The following is a 19,577-nucleotide window of genomic DNA, read 5'->3' on the forward strand; positions in this document are numbered from 1 at the left end:
GAGACCTTCCCTCATAACTCCCCCGCGACTCCCCATTGACGAGCACCAGCCAGGATCCTAGCATCGGCCCGACATACGTGAACTGGTTACATATATGGAGGCGAAATGGTCACACTCGCCATCGTCGGCGCGGGTTCGCGGGGTTCCTCCTATGCCCGCCACGCCACCGGGAGCGGCCGGGCGCGGGTGGTCGCGGTGGCCGATCCGCTGGAGGCCCGCCGGGCCAGGTTCCCGGAGGCCGAGGCGTACGCGGACTGGCGCGAGCTGGCCGCGCTCCCCCGCCAGGCGGACGCGGTGATCATCGCGACCCAGGACAGGGACCACGTCGAGCCCGCGGTGCGCTTCGCCGAGCTGGGCTACGACATCCTGCTGGAGAAGCCGATGGCGGTCTCCGAGGACGACTGCCGGCGCATCGTCGCGGCCGCCGGACGGTCCGACGCCGTCTTCGCCGTCTGCCACGTGCTGCGGTACACGCCGTACACGCGGGCGCTGAAGGCGCTGCTGGACGAGGGCAGGATCGGCGAGATCGTCAGCATCCAGCACCTGGAGCCGGTCGGGTGGTGGCACCAGGCGCACTCGTACGTGCGGGGCAACTGGCGCCGCTCCGACGAGTCCACGTTCATGCTGCTGGCCAAGTCGAGCCACGACCTCGACTGGCTGGTGCACCTCACCGGCAGGCAGGTCACGCGCGTGTCGTCGTTCGGCGGGCTCAAGCACTTCCGCCCGGAGAACCGCCCGGAGGGCGCCGCCGACCGCTGCCTGGACTGCGCCGTCGAGGCGACGTGCCCGTACTCGGCCAAGCGCATCTACCTGCCGCTGGCCGGTCGCGCGCAGTGGCCGGTCTCGGTGCTCACCGACGACGTCTCCGAGGCCGGCGTGCTGGCGGCGCTGCGGACGGGCCCGTACGGCAGGTGCGTGTACGCCTGCGACAACGACGTGGTCGACCACCAGGTCGTGAACATGGAGTTCGAGGGCGGCACGACCGCGTCGTTCACCATGACCGCCTTCACCCCCTCCCTCCACCGGCAGACCCGGATCTTCGGCACCCGGGGCTGGATCGAGGGCGACGGCGACCGCCTGACCGTCTTCGACTTCGTCACCGGCCGCGAGGAGACCGTCGACACCCGCCCCACCGGGGACGCGACGGCCCGGGGCGGCCACGGGGGCGGTGACGAGGCACTGGTCGACGCGTTCCTGACAGCGGTCGCCACCCGGGACCGCTCCTCCATCCTCTCCTCGCCGGGCGAGAGCCTGCACAGCCATCTCATCGCCTGGGCCGCCGAGAGGTCGCGGCTGCATGGCCAGACCGTCACCGTTCCTGAGGACTGAGCGTGAGTCGTCACTCCTCCGAGGTCGGGCCGGTGGTGGGGGTCTCCCCGGGCTCACCCGGGTCCGGGCCCGACTGGCCGGCCAGGCCGAAGGCGATCTCGATCGCGCTGCCCGGCCTGGCGCAGGTGCCGGGCTGGAGGCTCTGGTCGAGGACCGTGCCCACCCGCGACTCGTCGTCCACGACCTGGCCCTTCGTCCGCACCGTGAACCCGGCCGCGGCCAGCGCCGCCCGCCCGTCCTCCAGCGCCTGGCCGACGACCGACGGGACCGTGGCGCCGTTGCGCGCGACCGTGAGCGCCACCGGGGTGCCGCCCGTGACGCGCCCGCCCGCCTTGGGCCGCGTGGAGAGCACCTGCCCGTCCGGCCGGTCGATGCAGGAACGGGTGACGGCGCCCACCGCCAGGCCCGCGTCGGTGAGTGCGCTCTCCGCGGCCTTGCGCTGCAGGCCCGTGACCGCGGGCACGGGCACCCCGGCCGACACCTCCAGCGAGACCTTGCTGCCCCTGGTCACCAGCATGCCCGGGGCGGGCTGGGCGCTGAGGACCTGGCCGATCCGCTTCGGCGAGTCGAGCTGGGTGACGGTGCCGAGCACCAGCCCGGCCTGTTTGATCGCCTTCGTGGCCGCGCCCTTGTCCATACCCGCCAGGGCCGGGACAGGGACCGCGGCGGGGCGCACCGCCGACGGCGGCGGCGTCGTGGGCCCGCGCGCCTCCAGCGTCCCCGTGGTCTTGAGCGGGACCTTCTGCGCGGTCGTCCTGTCCGCCGGAGGCCGGGACTTCACCGGATCCGACTGCGGGGGGACCGACGGGCCGGCCCCCTGCGGCGCCTGGGGCCGCTCGGCCGTGTTCGCCGTGGGTATGTGGGCGGTGAGCAGCACGGCGGCCGTCACCAGCAGGGCCGCGCAGACCGCGATCGCGGCCCTGGGCCAGGCGACCCTGGGCACCCCCGCCGGTGATGGATCGTTCCCCGGCCCGGAGCCCGCGGGTAACGACGCGGGCGCGGACACGCTCCCTTCCGTGGGCGTGGACGCTCCGGTCTCCTCCGTGGACGCGGACGCGCCGGCGCGGGAGTCGGGCAGCAGGTAGCCGCCGGCCACCCCCGTGGCCTCCGGCTCGGCCATCGGCTCCCGCTCCGACGAGCGCTGCCCGGGCACCAGCGGCGGCACCCGCAGGATGCGGGCCGGCGGCGAGCTCAGCACCTCCGACGGCACCTCCGACTCCCCCAGCAGCTCGAACAGCAGGTCCCTGCTGGTGGGCCGGTTGCGCGCGTCCTTGTCCAGGCACGCCTCCACGAGGGCCCGCAGCCGCCCGTCCAGGCGTCCCAGCTCGGGCGGCGCGGTCAGGATGCGGTGCAGCACCGGCGCGACCGAGTCCTGCCCGAACGGCGCGGTGGCGTTGGCCGCGAAGCACATCGTCGCGCCCCACGAGAACACGTCCGCGGCCCCCGTGACGGCCGACGCCGTGATCTGCTCGGGCGCCATGTAGGCGGGCGTGCCCACCCCGCGCCCGCTCACCGTGGCCGCCGCGTCCAGCGCCTTGGCCAGGCCGAAGTCGATGACGCGCGGCCCGTCGGAGCCGAGCAGCACGTTCTGCGGCTTGAAGTCGCGGTGCACGATCCCGGCCCGGTGGATGGCCGTGAGCGCGGTCACCGTGCTGACCGCCAGCCGCTCCAGCGCCCCGCCCCGCCGCGGCCCGGTGAGCGCGACCTCCCTGTGCAGCGACGGCCCGTCGACATATTCGCTGACGATGTACGGACGCCCCTCGTCGAACCCGGCGTCGATCACCTGGGCGGTGCAGAACCTCGCCACGTGCTTGGCCAGCTCGACTTCCCGCAGGAATGCCGCCCGCTCGTCACCCACGGGTCCGTGCAGCAGTTTGACCGCGTAGGTCTCCCCGCTCCTCCAGCCCAGGAAGACCGCGCCTTGACCACCTTCACCCAGCCGCCCGGACAGCTCGTACTGTCCGAGTCGCTGCGGGTCCCCCGTTCTGAGCGGCTGCGCCGTCGGCACGGGCGTCTCCCCTCGCCGCCACCCTCGCCTGCTTTCTACTGAAAGCAACGGGCCGCCCCGAGTCAACTGTGGTCAGGGCATCGCCGCCTGACCGTGACACAGCTGGTCAGGATGCGCGGGTGACCGTGCCCGAATAGGTCACCTCGTCCTTACCTTCGCGCGTCACCTTGATGTCCATCTGGTTCGACGCCGACGTCGGGATCATCCGCAATGTCCCCGGATAGCATTCGTCGCCCGTGACCCGGTCGAGGGTGAAGACCATCCCGCTCCCCTGCCGCAGGAGCCGTCCCGAGCAGTGCAGGTCCGATCCCCACAGCATGGCCCCGCCGTCGTTGTCGGGGCCCAGGCGCAGCTCGACGGGGAAGACCCGCTGGGCGGTGAAGTGCTCGGCCGAGCCCGTCCACGTCCCGACCAGCCCCGGCTCCTGGGCGCCGCGCAGCCAGAACACGAACCCGGCCACCGCCATGGCCACTCCCGCCGCGGCCACGCCCACCTGCCAGGCTTTCACCCGCCTGCGGGGCGGGGGCTCGGGAGCGGTGTCGCGGCTGACGGCGGGGAAGCTCGTGGTGGGGTCGGGGTCGTGGATGCGCCCCGGCTCGGCGCTGGGCGGCGCGGTCTCCATGACCAGCCGGAGCCCGGCGGTGCTCAGCTCGCGATCCGCGAACGTCCTGCCGGACCCGGTGACGGGCGAGGCACCGGACGGGCCGACGGCGGCCTGCGCGCCCGAGGACAGCACGTCGCCGCCCCCGGCCGCCTGTCCCAGCAGCCGCCGCAGCACCTCCTCAGCGTCCGGCCGCTCTCCCGGCTCCGGCGCCAGGCAGGCCGCCACGATCTCCCGCAGCCGCCCGGTCAGCGGCCCGAGGTCCGCCTTCCCGTACAGGATCCTGGCCAGGACCTCCTGGTAGGTGTCCGCCGTGTACGCGTGCCGCCCCGTGGCCGTGTACGCGACCGTCAGCCCCCACGCCCACAGGTCGGCGGGCGGCCCGGCGGGCTCGCCCTTGATGCGCTCGGGCGACAGGTACGCCGGGGTGCCGACCGGCATCGCGTTGGTGGTGGCCGCCGTGTCCATGAGCCGGGACACCCCGAAGTCGATCACCCGCGGCCCGTCGAGCCCGAGCAGCACGTTGCCCGGCTTGAAGTCCCGGTGGACCACCCCGGCCCGGTGGATGGCCCCGAGCGCGGTGGCGGTGCCGATGGCCAGGCGTTCGAGCGACCCGCCCAGGCGCGGCCCCTTGGCGACCACGTGCTCCAGGAGCGAGGGGCCCTCGACGTACTCGCTGACCAGGTAGGGCCGGTCGCCCTCGAGATCGGCGTCGATCAGCTGCGCCGTGCAGAACGCGGCCACCCTGCGGACCGCCTCGACCTCTCCCAGGAACCTGCGCCGCACGTCGGGGTCGCCCGACAGGCTCGCGTGCAGCAGCTTGATCGCGACCTGGGCGCCCTGCTCGGAGTGGCCGAGGTAGACGACGCCCTGTCCGCCCTGGCCGAGCCTGCGCGACAGGCGGTACGATCCCAGCTGTCGCGGATCATCGGCTCGGAGTGCGGACATATCTCCTGATTATGCCGGGCAATCGATCAGTCGCGCATAATCATCAAGGATCGGCAACACCGTATCCGCAGGGGCGCTGGGCAAGGTGGCCACCGCCTCCTCGATGCCGAGCCCGGCGAAATAGTCGAGCTTCTCCTCCGTCGGCAGCGTCCCGAACGGGATCACCTTGGCCATCGGCCGCCCGGCCTTGTCGCACGCCTCGCGGAGCATCGGCAGCGCCGACCTGATCCCCTTGCCGCCGATCGGCATCCAGCCCTCGGCGTACTCGGCGACGTGGGCGAACAGCTTGGGCCCCGCCGCGCCGCCCACGTACACCGGCGGGTCCTGGACCGGCTTGGGCCAGGACCAGGACGGCTCGAACCCGTCGAACGAGGCCACCTCGTCCCGCCACAGCGCCCGCATGGCGAGCATGTTCCGCATGGCCACCTCGCGGCGGCGCGCGTACGGGACGCCGTGGTTCTCGATCTCCTCGACGTTCCAGCCGAAGCCGACCCCGACCACGACACGCCCGCCCGAGAGGTGGTCGAGCGTGGCGATGGCCTTCGCGGTCACGATGGGGTCGCGCTGGGCGGCGAGCAGGATGCCGGTGCCGACGCGCAGCCGGCGCGTCGCGGCGGCGGCGAAGGACAGGGCGACGAGCGGGTCGAGCGTGCGCTTGTACTCCTCGGGCAGGACGTCCTGCCCCGCCGCGGGAGGGGTGCGGCGCGAGACCGGGATGTGGGTGTGCTCGGGCACGTAGAGGGAGTCGAAGCCGCGCTCCTCCGCAGCTCGGGCGAGGTCCTGGACCGGCATGGCCAGATCCGTGGTGAACATCGTGACCCCGAGTCTCATGGGACCTCCTCCTAGTTAACCAAGCGATTGCTCGGTTAAGATTTCCAGAGTACCTTGCAGAAGACCATTCCGCGGAAAGAGGTCCCCGGTGAAGTTTTCTATCTTCCTGAATCCGCAGATTCCCGGCTCCGGGTACGCGGCCGAGGAGAACGCCAAGGCCAAACGCCCGATCGGGCGCGACACGGAGTCGTACCAGAAGCTGCTGCACGAGGTGCGGGAGATAGCCGTGCACGCCGATCAGCTCGGGTTCGACGCGCTCATGATGACCGAGCACCACTTCCACTCCGAAGGCATGGAGTTCTCGGTCAACCCGCTGATGTTCCTCACCGACCTCGCCGCAAGGACCGAGCGGATCCTGCTCGCGCCGCTCGGCCTGGTGCTGCCCGCCTGGGACCCGATCAGAGCCGCCGAGGACGTGGCGCTGCTCGACCAGTTCTCCAAGGGACGGCTGCGGCTCGGCGTGGCGCGCGGCTACCAGAACCGGTGGATGAACGTGCTGGGCCAGCGCTGGCACGCCGCCGCCGCGCGCTCCGACGGGTCGGCCTCCGACACGCGGAACTTCGACGTCTTCGGCGAGGTGCTGAAGATCATGAAGATGGCGTGGACGCAGGAGACGCTGCGCTACAAGTCGGACGTGCTGGACTACCAGGTGCCGTATCCGTTCGAGGGCATCGAGGGATGGCCCGCGCTGGAGTGGACCCAGACGTTCGGCGCGCCGGGCGAGCTCTCCGAGGACGGCAAGGTGCAGGCCGTCTCGGTCTGCCCCAGGCCGTACCAGAACCCGCACCCCGAGCTGTGGCAGCCGTTCACGATCTCGGACCGGTCGGTCATCAGGGCCGCCCAGGAGGACATCCTGCCGTGGATGTTCACCCCCAATCCCGACGACCACGCCGCGAAGGCCAAGCTCTACCAGGAGGAGTCGGCCAAGCAGGGCCGCGAGTACAAGCTGGGCGAGCACACCGGCATCCTCAAGATCGTCGGCATCGCGGACACCACCGAGGAGGCCATCAACACCTTCGGCCGCAGCATCCCCAAGGACTTCGCCGCCTTCTTCGGCCCGTTCGGCTACCTGGAGGTGCTGCGCAAGAAGGAGGACGAGAAGCACAAGCCCATCTCCCCCGAGAAGGGCGACGCCAAGCGGATGAACGACGTGGAGATGGCGCTGTTCGGCACGCCGGACGACGTCAAGCGCGGGATCCAGCGGATGCTCGACCGCATGCCCGACCTGGAGTGGTTCGGGCTCTACATGCAGGGACAGCAGGGCGTGCTGCCGCTGGACACGGTCAAGCGGAACCTGGAGCTGTTCGCCACCAAGGTTATCCCGGAGTTCCAATGAAATTCTGGCTGGGGGCCTCGTTCGTCGACACCGACCAGTTCCTGGAGCTGGCGCGGGCGGCCGAGCGGTGCGGGTTCGACACGCTCACGCTGTCGGACCACCTGTTCTACGCCGACTTCGCCTCGCCGTACCCGTACTCGCGGTCCGGACGGCCGCGCTGGGACGCGCGTACGCACTGGCCGGACGTGTGGGTGACGATCGGCGCCATGGCGGCGGTGACCACGACCCTGCGTTTCTCCCCGAACGTCTACATCGCGCCCGCCCGCGACCTGTTCACCGTGGCCAAGCAGGTGTCCACGGCGGCGGTGCTGTCGAGGGACCGCGTGACGTTCGGGGTCGGGGTGGGCTGGTGCAAGGAGGAGTTCGTCGGCACCGGGCAGGACTTCCACACGCGGGGACGGCGGCTGGACGCGATGCTCCCGACGCTGCGCTCGCTCTGGGCCGGCGAGACGGTCGCCCTGGACGGCCTGCCCGAGCTGTCGATCTCGCCCACCCCCGACCGGCCGATCCCCGTCTACGTGGGCGGCGACAGCGACGCGGCCCTGCGCCGGGCCGCCCGGCTGGGTGACGGCTGGATCGGCAACCGGATCTACACGGAGGAACAGTTCGACGTGGTGCTGGCCACGCTCCGCGGCCACCTCGACGAGAGCGGCCGGAGCGAGCCCCTCGACATCATCGCGCCGCTCGCGGTGATGCCGGACGCCGACACCTACCGCCGCTTCGCCGCCAAGGGCGTCACCGGGACCATGGCGGCGCCGTGGTGGCTGGCCACCCCGGAGGAGAAGGCCAGGTACGGCGAGGGGACGCTGGAGCTCAAGATCGCCACCATGGAGCGCTTCGCCGAGGAGGTCATCGCCAAGCTCTGACGTCACCGAGGCCGCAGGCCCAGCTCCTCCAGGGCCTCGGCCAGGCCCTTCGGCGACTCCGTCACCGCGCCGATGCGGGCCAGGGCGGCCAGGCCGAGATAGCCGCCGTACGCGGTCAGCGCCCGCCGGGCCGCCTCGTCCGGCGGCTGGCCGACCTCCTCCAGGACGGCTCGCATGAACGCCAGCCGCCGCTCGCTCACCCGCCGCACCACCGGGCCCACCACCGGGTCGTCGGCCTCGCTGATCAGCCGGAACGAGACGGCGGCGTCACGCCCGTCGCCGAAGGCCCACTCCAGCAGCGTCCGCATGCGCTCGGCCGGATCGGGCACCGGCTCCAGCCGGGCGATGATCTCCTCGGTGCCGGCCTCCCACCGCCGCAGCGCCGCCTCGACCAGCGCCTGGCGGTTGGGGAAGTGCCAGTAGAAGCTGCCCTTCGAGACGCCGAGCCGCACCGCCACCGGCTCCACGGCCACGGCGGCCAGCCCACCCTCCGCCAGGGCCTCCAGCGCGGCCCGCGCCCAGTCGTCCGCGTTCAACCGACCCACCCTCCCATCCTTCCATACGCCACCGTATAGTCAGACCATACGCATCCGTATGGAAAGAGGTGGCCCCCATGCCCACGCTCACGGACCGGTTCATCCCGCGGCCCGACGCCTCCGAGCGGCACTCCATCGTGATCAACGCCTCCCGCGAGCGCGTCTGGGCCGCCGTCGCGGACCCGGGCTCGTTCGACCTGCGGGCCGTCGTGGCCGTCCGCAACCTGGCCGCGCGCCTCAGCGGCGGCCGGCCGCACCGGAGCGCGCCCCGCTTCACGCCGCTCGGCGAGGACCCGGGGCACGAGCTGGTCATGGGGCTCATCGGGCAGTGGTGGCGCCTCGGGCACGCCGAGAAGAGCGGCACGATCTCCGGCGCCGCCGACTTCCACGCGTTCGACCGTCCCGGCTACGCCAAGGGCACGCTGAGCTTCCGGCTGGACGAGGCGGGCGAGGGGCGGATCAGGCTCGTCACGGAGACCCGCGTGGTGGCCACGAGCGAGGACGCGCGGCGCGCGTTCCTGCGGTACTGGATGGCGATCCGGCTGGGCAGCGGCCTGATCCGCCGCGTCATGCTCGCCACCCTCCGCGCCCGCGCCACCCGGCCTCTCTAGGCGCCCGGCCCCTCCTCGGCGAGGTTCTCCAGGATCCGCCGCAGCATGTCGGTGACCTGCGCGACCTCCTCCGGCGAGAACCCCGCGAACACCTGGTGGCTGATCCTCCCGAAGATCGGCGGCAGGCTGGGCACCAGCGCCCGCCCCTCGTCCGTCAGCTCGATGACGATCGAGCGCCGGTCCTCGGGATGCCGCTCCCGCCGCAGCAGCCCCTTGGCCTCCAGCCGGTCGAGCAGCCTGGTCATCCCGGCCGTGTCCGTGCCGAGCCGGCGTTTCAGCAGGCTGGGCGTGCCGCCGCCGCGCGAGGCGTGCAGCAGCAGCGCGGCCTGCTGCGCCGTGAGCCCGAGGGGCGCCAGGCGCCGCTCGGTCTCGGTGTTCAGCTCCCTGCCCACCTGCACGAGCAGCGACCCTCCCCCCAGCACCAGCTCGAACGTCGACTGCGGCGCACGGTTCTCGTTCATCTCCCGAGAATACCCCGCATGGACATTTACTGTCGCGACAGTTACAGTCGCGACATGACCGACACACACGTCTTGATCGTGGGAGGCGGAATCGCCGGATCTTGCCTTGCCCAGGGCCTGCGCCGGACGGGCCTCGCCGTCACCCTCTTCGAACGCGACCTCTCGGCCGCCCACCGCCCCCAGGGCTACCGCATCAGCCTCAAGGACACCGGCGCGCGGGCGCTGCGGGCCTGCCTGCCGGACCACCTGTTCGACCTGGCCGTGGCGACCTCCATCCGCCCGGCCACCCGCATGATCTTCATGGACGCCGGCCTGCGGCCCAAGTTCGCCAAGGACATCCCCGAGCAGCGGCCGGGCATCGACGGGCTGGGCGTCAACCGGCTCACGCTCCGCGAGATCCTCCTGGCCGAGCCGGCGGGCGAGGTCCGGTTCGGCATGGACTACCAGCGGTACGAGCGGCTCGACTGCGGCCGCGTGCGCGCCCACTTCGCGGGCGGCCACCAGGTGGACGGCGACCTGCTCGTGGGTGCGGAGGGCGTGGGCTCGCGGGTGCGGGCGCAGCTCCTGCCCGGCACCGTGGTGGACGACCTCGGCTGGACGCTGTACGGCCGCACGTGGATCACGCCCGAACTGCTGGCCGCCACGCCGCCCGAGCTGATCGACTCCTTCAACCGGATCACCGCCCCCGACGGCACGGCCGTCGCCGTCGCCACCTGCCGCCCGCTCACCCCCGTGCCCGAGGCCGTGGCCCGCCACGCTCCCGGCACGCGCCTGACGGAGATCCCCGGCTACTTCTCATGGACGATGACCGTGTCCGGCCCCCGGCCCGACGGCGTTTCCCCGGCCGGGCTGCACCGGCTGGCCATGGACACGATGCGGGACTGGCACGAGGGCGTGCGGCGCATCGTGCGCGAGGCCGACCCGGAGGCGACGTTTGTGCTGCAGCTCCATTCGGCACGGCGGGTGGAGCCCTGGGCCGAGCCCGCGGTCACGCTGGTCGGCGACGCCGTGCACAGCATGAGCCCCGGCCGGGGCGAGGGCGCCAACGTGGGCCTGCGGGACGCCCACCTGCTGAGCGAGCTGCTCGCGGCGGCCGCGGCCGAGGGGCAGCCTCTCGCCGGCGCCAAGGCCGCGTACGAGCGCCGCATGCTCGACTACGCCTTCACCGCCGTCGACGCCTCCCGCGACCACCCCTTCGCCCCCTTCCGCCGCCCGGCCGGCTGACCGGTCCCGTCGCGCGCCGTCCCGGGAGGAGGAGGGGCCGGGATGGGCGATAGCCTTCGTCCTGTGCTGGAAAGGATCTCAGCCACCCGTTACGTGACCCCGTTGCGTGAGGGTGGTTCGCTGCCCGGCGTCGTCGAGGCCGACGACCTGGGCACGTACGTGGTGAAGTTTCGCGAGGCGGGTCAGGGGCGGCGGGTGCTCGTCGCCGAGATCGTCGCGGCCGAGCTGGGCCGCAGGCTGGGGCTCAGGACCCCCGATCTCAAGCTCATCGACCTCGACCCGCAGATCGGCATCCGGGAGCCGGACGAAGAGGTGCAGGACCTGCTCAAGGCCAGCACCGGCCTCAACCTGGCGGTCGACTTCCTGCCGGGCGCGCTGGGGTTCGAGCCGCTGGCGTGGGCGGCGGACCCGGTGTTCGCGGCCAGGGTGGTGTGGTTCGACGGGCTCATCCACAACATCGACCGCAGCTGGCGCAACCCCAACATGCTGGTCTGGCACCGCGAGACCTGGCTGATCGACCACGGCGCGGCGCTCTGGTTCCACCACAACTGGCGCACGGCCGACCCCCAGCGGAAGTTCGACGCGGGCGACCACGTGCTCGCGCCCTTCGCCGGTGACGTCGAGGCCGCGGGCGACCAGCTGGCCGCGCGGATCACGCGGGAGCTGCTGGTGAGCGTGACCGCGATGGTGCCCGACGAGTGGCTGGACGGCGAGCCGGGGTTCGACGGCCCGGAGGCGGTGCGCGAGGCGTACGTCGATCATCTGATGGAGCGGGCGCACGGGCCGCGCGAGTGGCTCGTGCGCGGCGAGGCGAAGGCGCCGCGCGGCGGCCCGGGGTCGGTGGGCGGGTTCTGGCGGGGAGGAAGCCGGTGACCAGGGACGTCTACGAGTACGCGGTGATCCGCGTCATGCCCAAGGTCGAGCGCGGCGAGCTGATCAACGCGGGCGTGCTCCTCTACTGCCAGCCGCGCGGCTACCTGTGCGCGCGGGTTCAGCTCGACGCCGCCCGGCTGCGCGCCCTCGACCCGAACGCCGACCTCGACGAGGTACGCCGTGCGCTCAGCGCGTACGAGCTGGCCTGCGGTGAGCGGCCGGGACCGCTGGCCGAGGAGTCGCTCGGCGGCAGGTTCCGCTGGCTGACGGCGCCGCGCAGCACGATCATCCAGACCGGGCCCGTGCACGCGGGCCTCACCGCCGACCCCGACACCGAGCTGGCCAGGCTGTTCGACAAACTCGTCCGTATCTAGAAAAGGACGGACATGAAGGTGTCGACCTCCTGGAAGCCCACCTTGCGGTAGACGGCCCTGGCCGAGAGGTTGAAGTCGTTCACGTACAGCGTGACCACGGGGGCGAACAGGCTCCTCGCGGCCTCCACGACGGCGGCCATGCCGGCCACGGCATGGCCCTTCCCCCGCAGCTCGGGGGCGACCCAGACACCCTGGATCTGGCAGGCCTGCGGCGTGACGGCGCCGACCTCCGCCTTGAACACCACCCGGCCGTCGTCGATGCGCGCGTAGGAGCGGCCGATCCTGATCAGCTCGGCGACCCTGGTCCGGTAGAGCGCGCCGCCGTCGCCGAGGTTGGGCGAGACGCCGACTTCCTCGGTGAACATGGCCACGCAGGCGGGCAGCAGGATGTCGAACTCCTCCGGCCGCACCCGGCGTACGAGCGGATCGGCGGGCACCGGCGGCGTGCGCGAGGTGGCCATGACCGGCTGAGCCCAGCGGATGGCCCGCGCCCGGCCCCAGTGCGGCTCGAGACGCTCCCACAGCAGAGAGACGGCGTCGACCGGGCCCACGATGGAGGAGCAGCGGCGCCCCTGCTTGCGGGCACGGTCGGCGAAGGCGTGCACGGCCTCGGGGCCGGCGTTGACGGGCACCATGTTGGCCCCGGCGTAACAGAGTGACACAAGGCCGCCTCGCGCGCCGAACCCCCACATCTGCCCACCCAGCCTCGCCGGATTGAGTCCGACGGCCCGCACTCTGGAGGAGACGAAGACGTTCGCGACCGGGTCGGTGTCCAGCAGGGCTAGGACCTCGTCCCGGTCGCTGTCGTCGAGCACGCGCGACGCCGATGTACGCAGCATCACAAAGGTCACACTACGCGAAGGGGCACCGATTGGCTCAGTGGGTGACGGCCACGGTAATCCTTTCTTGACGTCAGTCAGAGCCCAAGGGTGCCGAGGATCCCGAGCAGTCCGGCCGGAGGGCTCACGGCGTCCGCCGTCATGTGGGTCGACGGGCGCGGCTCGGGCTGCGCGGCGCACTCCACGTCCCGCGGCGGCACCGTGCCGTCCCGCAGGTACGCGGCCAGGTGCTCGTCCACGCACTCGCTGCCCGTCAGCGACACGCCGTGGTTGCCGCCGGCGTCGATCACCATGCCCGTGCGGACGAAGTGCCTGCGCATCTCCAGGGCCCCCTTGAACGGCGTCGCGGCGTCGTCACGGGACTGGATGAGGAGCACCGGCGGCAGGTTCGACGAGCCCTGCACCTCGATCGGCGTCCCGCCCCGCACCGGCCAGAAGGCGCACGGGGCGTTGAACCAGGCGTTCGGCCAGGTCAGGAACGGCGCCCGGCGGTGCAGCCGGGTCATGTCCTCGCGCCACTTCTCCCACTTGCGCGGCCACTTGGCGTCCCTGCACTGGACGCCCAGGTAGGAGGCGTAGCCGTTCTCGTCCGCCTTGTCGTCCTCGCCGTGCTTCTTGTAGATGTCCACCATGCCCTTCACGTCGCCCTGCCGCACGTACGCGGACCAGGCCGCGGCGAACGCGGGCCAGACCCGGTCGCTGTACCCGGCGACCGTGAAGGTGTCGTCCAGCTCGCTCGGCCCCACGATGCCGCCGGCCGGGCGGGCCCGCAGCCGGTCGCGCATCGCGTAGTAGGCGAACGACGTCTGCTTGAGCGAGGTGCCCAGCCGGTAGACGTCGTTGTGCTTGGCCGTCCAGGCCAGGAACTGCCGGTGACGGTGCTCGAAGGCGCTGTCCTGCCGGATGTTCGCGTCGTACCAGACGCCCGTGGGGTCGACCGTGCTGTCCATGACCAGCCGCCTGACCCTGGCCGGGAAGAGCGTGGCGTAGACGGCGCCCAGGTAGGTGCCGTACGAGTAGCCGAGGTAGCTGATCTTCTGCTCGCCGAGCGCGGCACGGATCGAGTCCATGTCCCTGGCGGAGTTCTCGGTGGTGAGGTGCGGCAGCAGCCAGGACCAGCGCGCGCCGCACCGGTCCGCGAACTCGCGCGCCCTGTCGAGCAGCTCCCGCTCCTCGGCCGGTCCCTTCGGCACCGCGTCCGGCCGCGGGGCCTTGAAGAACACCGCCGGGTCCACGCAGTGCAGCGTCGGCTCGCTGCCCCCGACGCCGCGCGGGTCGAACCCGACGATGTCGTAGCGCTCGCTCACGTCCGACGGCAGGGACGAGGCCACGAACTCGGCCAGACTCCGCCCCGGCGCGCCCGGCCCGCCCGGGTTCACCAGGAGCGCGCCCAGGTAGTTGGCGCTCCTGGAGACCCTGGCCCGGACGCGGTTGACGGCCAGCTCGATCGTCTGGCCCCACGGCTCCCGGTAGTCGAGCGGCACGCGTAGGGTGCCGCACTCCAGGTTGGCCGGCGCCGGCCTCCCGCTACTCCCTATCGGACACGGTCCCCAGGCGATGGCCGCCGGCGCCTGTCTCGCACCGCTGGCCACCGCCGTCCCATCCCCGCTGGCTATCCCTCCGACGAGCACCGCGACACCGGCGACAACCCCAACGACCCGCTTCACCCGGCCCCCTCCCTGTTGATAGGCCTTGCGATGCTCCCGTGAGCGACCGGTTGATCACGTTGAGTATGGGGAAAAGCTTGCCAATTTGTAATCGCGCGATTGCATGAAGTGATCGTGGTACATCGGGGCGCGGATGGCCCGGCGACGGCCTACCATCCCGGCATGGCGAGGGGATATCGGTACGTCGACGCGGTCCGGCTCCTGGGCGGGCAGGACCCGGCGGTCAAGGCCCTGGACACCCTGCTGGGGGGTTGGCACCCTGGGGGTCTGGGACCTGATCGAGGCCAAGAACGAGCTCATCAAGGTCGGGAACGACCTGCTGGGGCGGTGGCGTGACTGGCGTTCCGGCAGGGTGTGGCGCAGCCGTACCGAGAGGCTGGAGGCCGCGCACGCGATCCTCGTCGTCACCGCCTACTGGAGGCGCTGGAGGACTTCGAGCTGCCCTTCGATCCCAAACAGCTGCGGTTAGGCAAGGACGACCAGTGCGTGGTCATGAATGTGCCAGAGATCCCGTGTCCTGCCCCGCACCGGCCCTTCGAGCGGAACATCGAACAGGTCGAGGGCACGTACATGACGTTCGGCCATGGCCTGACGTTGTCCGACATCCGCAAGCGGCTCCGCGAGCATGAGTGGGAGCAGGTCCGCGCGGTGTTCAGGGACGGCGCCCTGGTCGAAGCGGCCCTGCGCCGTTACACCGACGCCTACCGGCGGCTGGCCCTGGACGTCCCGGAGTTCGCGTTCTGGGCCGGGCAGGTCGATCACCAGGCGACGCGCGAGGGCCTGGCCGAGCTGCGGCGGCTGCTCGGCATGCTCGCCTCTGGCGCCGCGCTGCCCGCCCAGCTGGAGACCGTGTCCCGGCTGCACCGGGTCGCGCTGACCCGCCCGGCCGCCGAGACGGGGCACGTCCCGGCGGGCATGGAGCTGCCCACGCTGGACCAGGCCTACCTCGCCCCTCGTTACCAGGTCGCGGAGACGACCGCGTCCGACGACCCGAGCGCCGAGTCCTGGTGGGAGGAGGCCGAGGTCAGGGAGGATCTCGCCGGGTTCCTGGCCGGTTTCCTGACGGGCAGGGGCGCCACGGAGCGGCCGCTGGTCGTGCTCGGCCAGCCCGGTGCGGGCACGACGGGGTGCTGCGCGCCGTGGCCGTGATCGTCACCAGCCGCACGGCCGTCGCCAACCGGGCGAGCTTCCCCGAGGGCACCTGCGTGGTCAGCCTGGCGCCGTTCGACCAGCAGCAGATCGCGCACTGGCTGCGGATCTGGAACAACGCCAACGCCGACTACTTCCAGCAGCATGGACTGCGCCGGCTCACCCCCGACGTGGTGGACCGGCAGGCCGCCCTCGCCGGGCAGCCGCTGCTCCTGCTGATGCTCGCGCTGTACGACGCCGACAGCAACGCCCTGCGCTCCGCCGCCGAACTGGGCCAGGCGGAGCTCTACGAGCGCCTGGTGCGGAGGTTCGTCGAGCGCGAGCTGGACAAGGCGCATCCGCGTGCCGAGGTGGCCGGGCTGGTCGAGCGGGAGCTGGTGCATCTCGCCTGCGTGGCCTTCTCGATGTTCAACCGAGGGCGGCAGTGGGCGACCAGCACCGAGTTCGACCAGGACCTGAAGGCGCTGAAGCTGGACCGGCCCGAGGCCGGTGCCGGGTTCGCCGCCCCGCTCAGCCCGGGTGACCTGGCGCCGGGCAAGTTCTTCTTCGTGCACGAGGCCCGGGCCACCCGTGACAAGGAGGTGCTCCACACCTACGAATTCCTGCACGCGACCTTCGGCGAGTTCCTCATCGCGCGCTTGGTGGCCGCTCTCCTCAACGAGATCGTCGGAGACGCCGACTCGGTGTTGCGCGAGGTCGACGACGGGCTGCTCAGGACATTGCTGTCCTGGGCAACGCTCTCCAGCCGCCGTCCCGTCATCGCGTTCCTGCAGGAGTTCGCGAAGCCGGAATGGCAGCCGCTGATCGTCCGGCTGTTCCGGCGGTTGGAGTCGCGCGACGAGCCGCCTTACCGGTATCGCCCATGGGAGGCCGGCCCTCAGCAGCGGTTCGCCTACTACTCGGCGAACCTGGTGCTGCTCGCGCTGGTCTGCGGAGACCTGCGCGCGAGCACGCTGATGCCGGGGCACGAGCCGGTGATCCGGGAATGGCGGGGGTACGCGCTGCTGTGGCGCTCCCAGTGCGCGCCCGAGGAGTGGACCAGCCTCACTTCCATGATCGACGCTGCCCCAGAGCTCTCGGACATGGCCCTCCGGCTGGCCCCGAACGGCCTGGACATCGCGCTCGACCCTCTGCCCGACCCGCTCCTGGACGCACGTGGCGTCACGCAACTCTTCGTCGAAGCCCGCTTCTGCTACGACGCGGACCAGATGGCGCTTTTCCAAGCCATATTGCCGTTCATAAACGAAATCGAGGACGACCCTGGCTGGGGGCGCGGGGCGCCGTTGCGGGGGTTGCTGGAGGTGCTGGAGCTGAATCCCGACAGCGGCCAGAAGCGTCGTGAAACCTACCTTCGCGCGATCAAGGAATGGAACTCGGACGACGTCAGGCCGCTGATCAAGGCCATACTTGGCGATCTGGCCCTGATCAGCGGCCCCGACCGGGACGAACTCCTGGCCAACCTGCCGAAGAGCGACGTCATGCAAAGCGTCGCCGAAGCGCGCGAATCCCTGCGCTGATCGCCATCGGCGACTGGGCTACGCGTGCTCCGCCGTGTCGAACAGGGCCTTGGTGGCGTCGCCGAAGTACGGGCCGTACATGGTGCGCTGGTCGTCGCTGTACTTGAAGCTGCTCACCGACGTGATCGTCCCCTTGCCCGTGGCCAGGTCGAACGTGGTCATCCACGGCCCGCCGCTCGATCCCGCCGTCATCTCGCAGCCCAGCCCCTGGTCGCGGCTCTGCCCGTACGGGTCGGCCCGCAGCCGCCCCGCGCAGTAGACCAGGTGATGCCCGTCGTACGGCGGGTCGGCCGGGTAGCCGAAGCCGAACACCTGGCCCCCGCGAGCGGCGTTGAAGGCGATCTCCTGCGTGCCCACCACGTCGGCCACGTGCCTGCCACCGGACGTGGCCAGCGCCACCATGCCCACGTCGAAGTTGTCGTCGCCACGGCTCGACCAGGGCCCGGCGACGAACATGCGGCGGGCCGCGTACTGCCCGAACCGCTGCGCCCCGCCCATCCCGTACGCCGGGACGAACGTCCAGTTGGCGGCCCACCCGCCCGCGCCGTCCTTGACGCAGTGCCCGGCGGTGACCACGACGTCCCTGTTGGCGCTGCGCACGGTGCTGGCCGAGCAGACGAAGTCCGCCCCGCGCACGGTCAGGAAGACGCGGCCGGTGGTCCTGGCCACGGCGCCGCCGGTGATCCAGCGCGAGCCGACCGTGTTGGTCTCCGGCCGCTTGGCCGCGCCCCCCTGGTCCCGCCGGGCGGCCGCCGCCTGGTGCCGGGGCGTGCGGCCCCACAGCCAGGCGGCCAGGCCGTCACCCGACACGCCCGTGGTCACGCCGTCGCCCGGCGGGGTCAGGTGCCGGCTCGACACGTCAGGAGCGGTGCGTATCTCCGTGCGCCCCGTCACGCCGCTCAGCAGGCCCGCGCCGTCCGTCACGCTGTCCAGCAGGTCGATCGGCAGCGCCTTGGCCATGCGCTCCGGCGTCCAGTAGTCGAGCACGCGCCGCTGCTCGGCGCTGGTGCGGGCGGCCACGTGCTCGACTATCTGGTGTCGCATCGCCCTGTGGTCGGGTGGGTCGGCCTGCTGCTGGCCGGGGGCCGCACCGAGGAGGGCGGGCCCGATCAGCCCCGCCAGAAGCGGGGCGGCCGCTAGCAGGGGGGTGCTCAAGGTCATGCCCCCCGAGTCTGCACTACGAGATGTGTTCTTGTGACTACTTTCGGTAAATACCTCAGAGTGCGTTGGTGCTCTGTGCCGCTTGGTAGACGCTCTGCGCCTCGTTCCCGAAATATGGGCCGAACATCCAGTTGGGGGCGAAGTTGTATTTGAAGCTGTTGACCGAATTCTGGGTGCCGAGGCCGGTCGACTCGTTGAAATTCAGCATCCAGGGGCCGCCGCTGGAACCGCCGGTCATGTTGCAGGTCAGGCCGTGGTCCTCGCTCGCGAGGAAGTCGTCGAAGGTCCGACCGCTGCAGTAGATGAGCTTCGAGCCGTCGTACGGCGCCGCCGCAGGGTAGCCGAACCCGTACATCTGCTGCCTTCTCCCCTGGTTGAACGCGACGCCCTGGCCACCCACGACGTCCACCAGCGCCTTGCCCTCCAGCGGCGCGACGACGGCGGCGGCGACGTCGAAGTTGATGTCCTCGCTCGCGTTCCACTGCTGCGTGGTCAGCAGTTTCGTGGCCGCCCAGGTGCCCGACGGGCGGTTGCCGTTGTTGTAGCCGGGCACGAAGACCCAGTTCGTGTGGAACGTTCTGTTCAGCTTGACGCAGTGGCCGGCGGTCAGGACCACGCTCTTGTTCGCGCTGGTCACCGCCGAACCCGAGCAGGACGCGTTGCGCCCCTGCGTGGTGAAGAAGATCCGGCCGGTGGTCTTCACGACCGCGCCGGAGCCGGTCCACGGCTCGCCGGACGACCGGGCCGACTGCAGCTCCGCCCCGGCACGCGTCGCCCCGGTGGGCGGCGCCGTCCAGGGGGTGCCCTCGGCAGGCTCTCCCAGCGCCATCTTCGCCCCCTTCTTCGGGCCGGGCGCGTCCAGCGGCTGGGCCGCCTCCATCCGCTGCTCGGTCCAGTACGTCAGGACCTGCCGCTGCTCGGACGCGGTGTCCGCCGCCGCGTACTGGGCGGGTTTGGGCCGCATCTGTACGCCGGCCTGCGCCCCACCGGCGGGCAGCAGGACGGCGCCGCCGGCGGTGAGGCTGAGGATGGAAAGCAGAACGACTGCGCGGTGCATTACGTACCTCCCGAAAACCGGACCTGGGGTACGGAAGGTAGCCGTAGCAATATCCGGATTTCTCAAGATTTGCGCATACCGATATAGCCGCATTCCGGCATTAATTCACTGCGTTATCTCGGGTCACATAAGTGCTGGGATTTCGACGCGGTCGGTACCGCGTGCCCGAGCGCGCCCTGCAGCGGGGAC

At 71.5% G+C, this 19,577-nt stretch carries 18 protein-coding genes; 9 read left to right on the top strand and 9 right to left on the bottom strand.

Annotation, left to right across the window (positions count from 1 at the left end):
- Window positions 1-105 precede the first annotated feature (105 nt).
- A complete protein-coding gene (locus tag AB0J87_RS61290; RefSeq protein WP_363984828.1) occupies window positions 106-1,329 on the top strand; it encodes a Gfo/Idh/MocA family oxidoreductase in 1,224 nt (407 codons plus the stop codon).
- 10 nt (window positions 1,330-1,339) lie between these two features.
- On the opposite strand, the gene AB0J87_RS61295 is transcribed toward AB0J87_RS61290, so the two are convergent.
- The 3 genes from AB0J87_RS61295 to AB0J87_RS61305 form a co-directional block, all read right to left on the bottom strand.
- Window positions 1,340-3,337: a PASTA domain-containing protein gene (locus AB0J87_RS61295; protein ID WP_363984830.1), complete on the bottom strand. Its 1,998-nt coding sequence runs from the start codon at window positions 3,335-3,337 to the stop codon at window positions 1,340-1,342.
- Window positions 3,338-3,443: 106 nt separating this feature from the next.
- Window positions 3,444-4,886: a serine/threonine-protein kinase gene (locus tag AB0J87_RS61300; protein ID WP_363984832.1), complete on the bottom strand. Its 1,443-nt coding sequence runs from the start codon at window positions 4,884-4,886 to the stop codon at window positions 3,444-3,446.
- A 9-nt stretch (window positions 4,887-4,895) separates the two neighbouring features.
- Entirely contained in the window at window positions 4,896-5,717 is an 822-nt protein-coding gene (locus tag AB0J87_RS61305) for a TIGR03619 family F420-dependent LLM class oxidoreductase (protein ID WP_363984834.1), read from the bottom strand.
- An 88-nt stretch (window positions 5,718-5,805) separates the two neighbouring features.
- On the opposite strand from AB0J87_RS61305, the gene AB0J87_RS61310 reads away from it, so the two are divergent.
- Together AB0J87_RS61310 and AB0J87_RS61315 are read left to right on the top strand one after the other, a co-directional pair.
- The gene (locus tag AB0J87_RS61310; RefSeq protein ID WP_355210776.1) at window positions 5,806-7,053 is read left to right on the top strand and encodes an LLM class flavin-dependent oxidoreductase; all 1,248 of its coding nucleotides are present in this window, start codon (window positions 5,806-5,808) and stop codon (window positions 7,051-7,053) included.
- Window positions 7,050-7,919: a TIGR03619 family F420-dependent LLM class oxidoreductase gene (locus AB0J87_RS61315; RefSeq protein WP_350724416.1), complete on the top strand. Its 870-nt coding sequence runs from the start codon at window positions 7,050-7,052 to the stop codon at window positions 7,917-7,919. The genes AB0J87_RS61310 and AB0J87_RS61315 overlap by 4 nt, the downstream gene beginning before the upstream one ends.
- 2 nt (window positions 7,920-7,921) lie before the next feature.
- Here the strand turns inward: AB0J87_RS61315 and AB0J87_RS61320 are convergent, their stop codons facing one another.
- On the bottom strand, window positions 7,922-8,464 hold the full coding sequence (locus tag AB0J87_RS61320) for a TetR/AcrR family transcriptional regulator (protein ID WP_363984837.1): 543 nt from the start codon (window positions 8,462-8,464) through the stop codon (window positions 7,922-7,924).
- Window positions 8,465-8,532: 68 nt separating this feature from the next.
- Between AB0J87_RS61320 and AB0J87_RS61325 the strand changes: the two genes are divergently transcribed.
- Window positions 8,533-9,066, top strand: a complete 534-nt coding sequence (locus tag AB0J87_RS61325; protein ID WP_363984839.1) for a hypothetical protein — start codon at window positions 8,533-8,535, stop codon at window positions 9,064-9,066.
- Here the strand turns inward: AB0J87_RS61325 and AB0J87_RS61330 are convergent.
- Window positions 9,063-9,527, bottom strand: coding sequence for a MarR family transcriptional regulator (locus tag AB0J87_RS61330; protein ID WP_363984841.1), 465 nt, complete (start codon window positions 9,525-9,527; stop codon window positions 9,063-9,065). The genes AB0J87_RS61325 and AB0J87_RS61330 overlap by 4 nt on opposite strands.
- A 54-nt stretch (window positions 9,528-9,581) precedes the next feature.
- On the opposite strand from AB0J87_RS61330, the gene AB0J87_RS61335 reads away from it, so the two are divergent.
- Genes AB0J87_RS61335 through AB0J87_RS61345 form a run of 3 tightly spaced genes read left to right on the top strand, consistent with a single transcriptional unit; the run spans window position 9,582 to window position 11,998 of the window.
- Window positions 9,582-10,751 (top strand): NAD(P)/FAD-dependent oxidoreductase, encoded by a 1,170-nt coding sequence (locus AB0J87_RS61335; protein ID WP_363984843.1) that lies wholly within the window; start codon window positions 9,582-9,584, stop codon window positions 10,749-10,751.
- A gap of 42 nt (window positions 10,752-10,793) precedes the next feature.
- Window positions 10,794-11,624: a HipA family kinase gene (locus AB0J87_RS61340; RefSeq protein WP_355210792.1), complete on the top strand. Its 831-nt coding sequence runs from the start codon at window positions 10,794-10,796 to the stop codon at window positions 11,622-11,624.
- Window positions 11,621-11,998 carry a DUF3037 domain-containing protein gene (locus tag AB0J87_RS61345; protein ID WP_363984845.1) on the top strand — a complete coding sequence of 126 codons (378 nt, stop codon included), beginning with the start codon at window positions 11,621-11,623 and terminating at the stop codon, window positions 11,996-11,998. Before AB0J87_RS61340 ends, AB0J87_RS61345 begins: the two co-directional genes overlap by 4 nt.
- On the opposite strand, the gene AB0J87_RS61350 is transcribed toward AB0J87_RS61345, so the two are convergent.
- Window positions 11,995-12,837, bottom strand: a complete 843-nt coding sequence (locus tag AB0J87_RS61350) for a GNAT family N-acetyltransferase (protein WP_355210862.1) — start codon at window positions 12,835-12,837, stop codon at window positions 11,995-11,997. The two genes, AB0J87_RS61345 and AB0J87_RS61350, sit on opposite strands and share 4 nt — an antisense overlap.
- Before the next feature lie 77 nt (window positions 12,838-12,914).
- Complete coding sequence (locus AB0J87_RS61355; protein ID WP_350724402.1) at window positions 12,915-14,321, bottom strand: alpha/beta hydrolase; 1,407 nt, start codon at window positions 14,319-14,321, stop codon at window positions 12,915-12,917.
- Window positions 14,322-14,996: 675 nt separating this feature from the next.
- Here AB0J87_RS61355 and AB0J87_RS61360 point away from each other — a divergent pair.
- A complete protein-coding gene (locus AB0J87_RS61360; RefSeq protein ID WP_363984847.1) occupies window positions 14,997-15,653 on the top strand; it encodes a hypothetical protein in 657 nt (218 codons plus the stop codon).
- The gene (locus AB0J87_RS61365) at window positions 15,644-17,170 is read left to right on the top strand and encodes a hypothetical protein (RefSeq protein ID WP_363984849.1); all 1,527 of its coding nucleotides are present in this window, start codon (window positions 15,644-15,646) and stop codon (window positions 17,168-17,170) included. Before AB0J87_RS61360 ends, AB0J87_RS61365 begins: the two co-directional genes overlap by 10 nt.
- Window positions 17,171-17,188: 18 nt before the next feature.
- Here AB0J87_RS61365 and AB0J87_RS61370 read toward each other — a convergent pair whose 3' ends face one another.
- Together AB0J87_RS61370 and AB0J87_RS61375 are read right to left on the bottom strand one after the other, a co-directional pair.
- Entirely contained in the window at window positions 17,189-18,331 is a 1,143-nt protein-coding gene (locus AB0J87_RS61370) for a trypsin-like serine protease (RefSeq protein WP_363984851.1), read from the bottom strand.
- Window positions 18,332-18,386: 55 nt separating this feature from the next.
- Entirely contained in the window at window positions 18,387-19,388 is a 1,002-nt protein-coding gene (locus AB0J87_RS61375; RefSeq protein WP_363984853.1) for a peptidase, read from the bottom strand.
- Window positions 19,389-19,577 lie beyond the last annotated feature (189 nt).

Origin of the sequence: Nonomuraea sp. NPDC049625 (assembly GCF_040675285.1) — a bacterium.
Taxonomy (GTDB): Bacteria; Actinomycetota; Actinomycetes; order Streptosporangiales; family Streptosporangiaceae; genus Nonomuraea; species Nonomuraea angiospora_A.

Coding starts and splice junctions, on each gene's coding strand:
- AB0J87_RS61290 (WP_363984828.1), top strand. CDS start 106: ATGGTCACACTCGCCATCGTCGGCGCGGGTTCGCGGGGTTCCTCCTAT.
- AB0J87_RS61300 (WP_363984832.1), bottom strand. CDS start 4,886: ATGTCCGCACTCCGAGCCGATGATCCGCGACAGCTGGGATCGTACCGC.
- AB0J87_RS61305 (WP_363984834.1), bottom strand. CDS start 5,717: ATGAGACTCGGGGTCACGATGTTCACCACGGATCTGGCCATGCCGGTC.
- AB0J87_RS61315 (WP_350724416.1), top strand. CDS start 7,050: ATGAAATTCTGGCTGGGGGCCTCGTTCGTCGACACCGACCAGTTCCTG.
- AB0J87_RS61325 (WP_363984839.1), top strand. CDS start 8,533: ATGCCCACGCTCACGGACCGGTTCATCCCGCGGCCCGACGCCTCCGAG.
- AB0J87_RS61330 (WP_363984841.1), bottom strand. CDS start 9,527: ATGAACGAGAACCGTGCGCCGCAGTCGACGTTCGAGCTGGTGCTGGGG.
- AB0J87_RS61335 (WP_363984843.1), top strand. CDS start 9,582: ATGACCGACACACACGTCTTGATCGTGGGAGGCGGAATCGCCGGATCT.
- AB0J87_RS61340 (WP_355210792.1), top strand. CDS start 10,794: ATGGGCGATAGCCTTCGTCCTGTGCTGGAAAGGATCTCAGCCACCCGT.
- AB0J87_RS61350 (WP_355210862.1), bottom strand. CDS start 12,837: ATGCTGCGTACATCGGCGTCGCGCGTGCTCGACGACAGCGACCGGGAC.
- AB0J87_RS61360 (WP_363984847.1), top strand. CDS start 14,997: ATGAATGTGCCAGAGATCCCGTGTCCTGCCCCGCACCGGCCCTTCGAG.
- AB0J87_RS61370 (WP_363984851.1), bottom strand. CDS start 18,331: ATGACCTTGAGCACCCCCCTGCTAGCGGCCGCCCCGCTTCTGGCGGGG.
- AB0J87_RS61375 (WP_363984853.1), bottom strand. CDS start 19,388: ATGCACCGCGCAGTCGTTCTGCTTTCCATCCTCAGCCTCACCGCCGGC.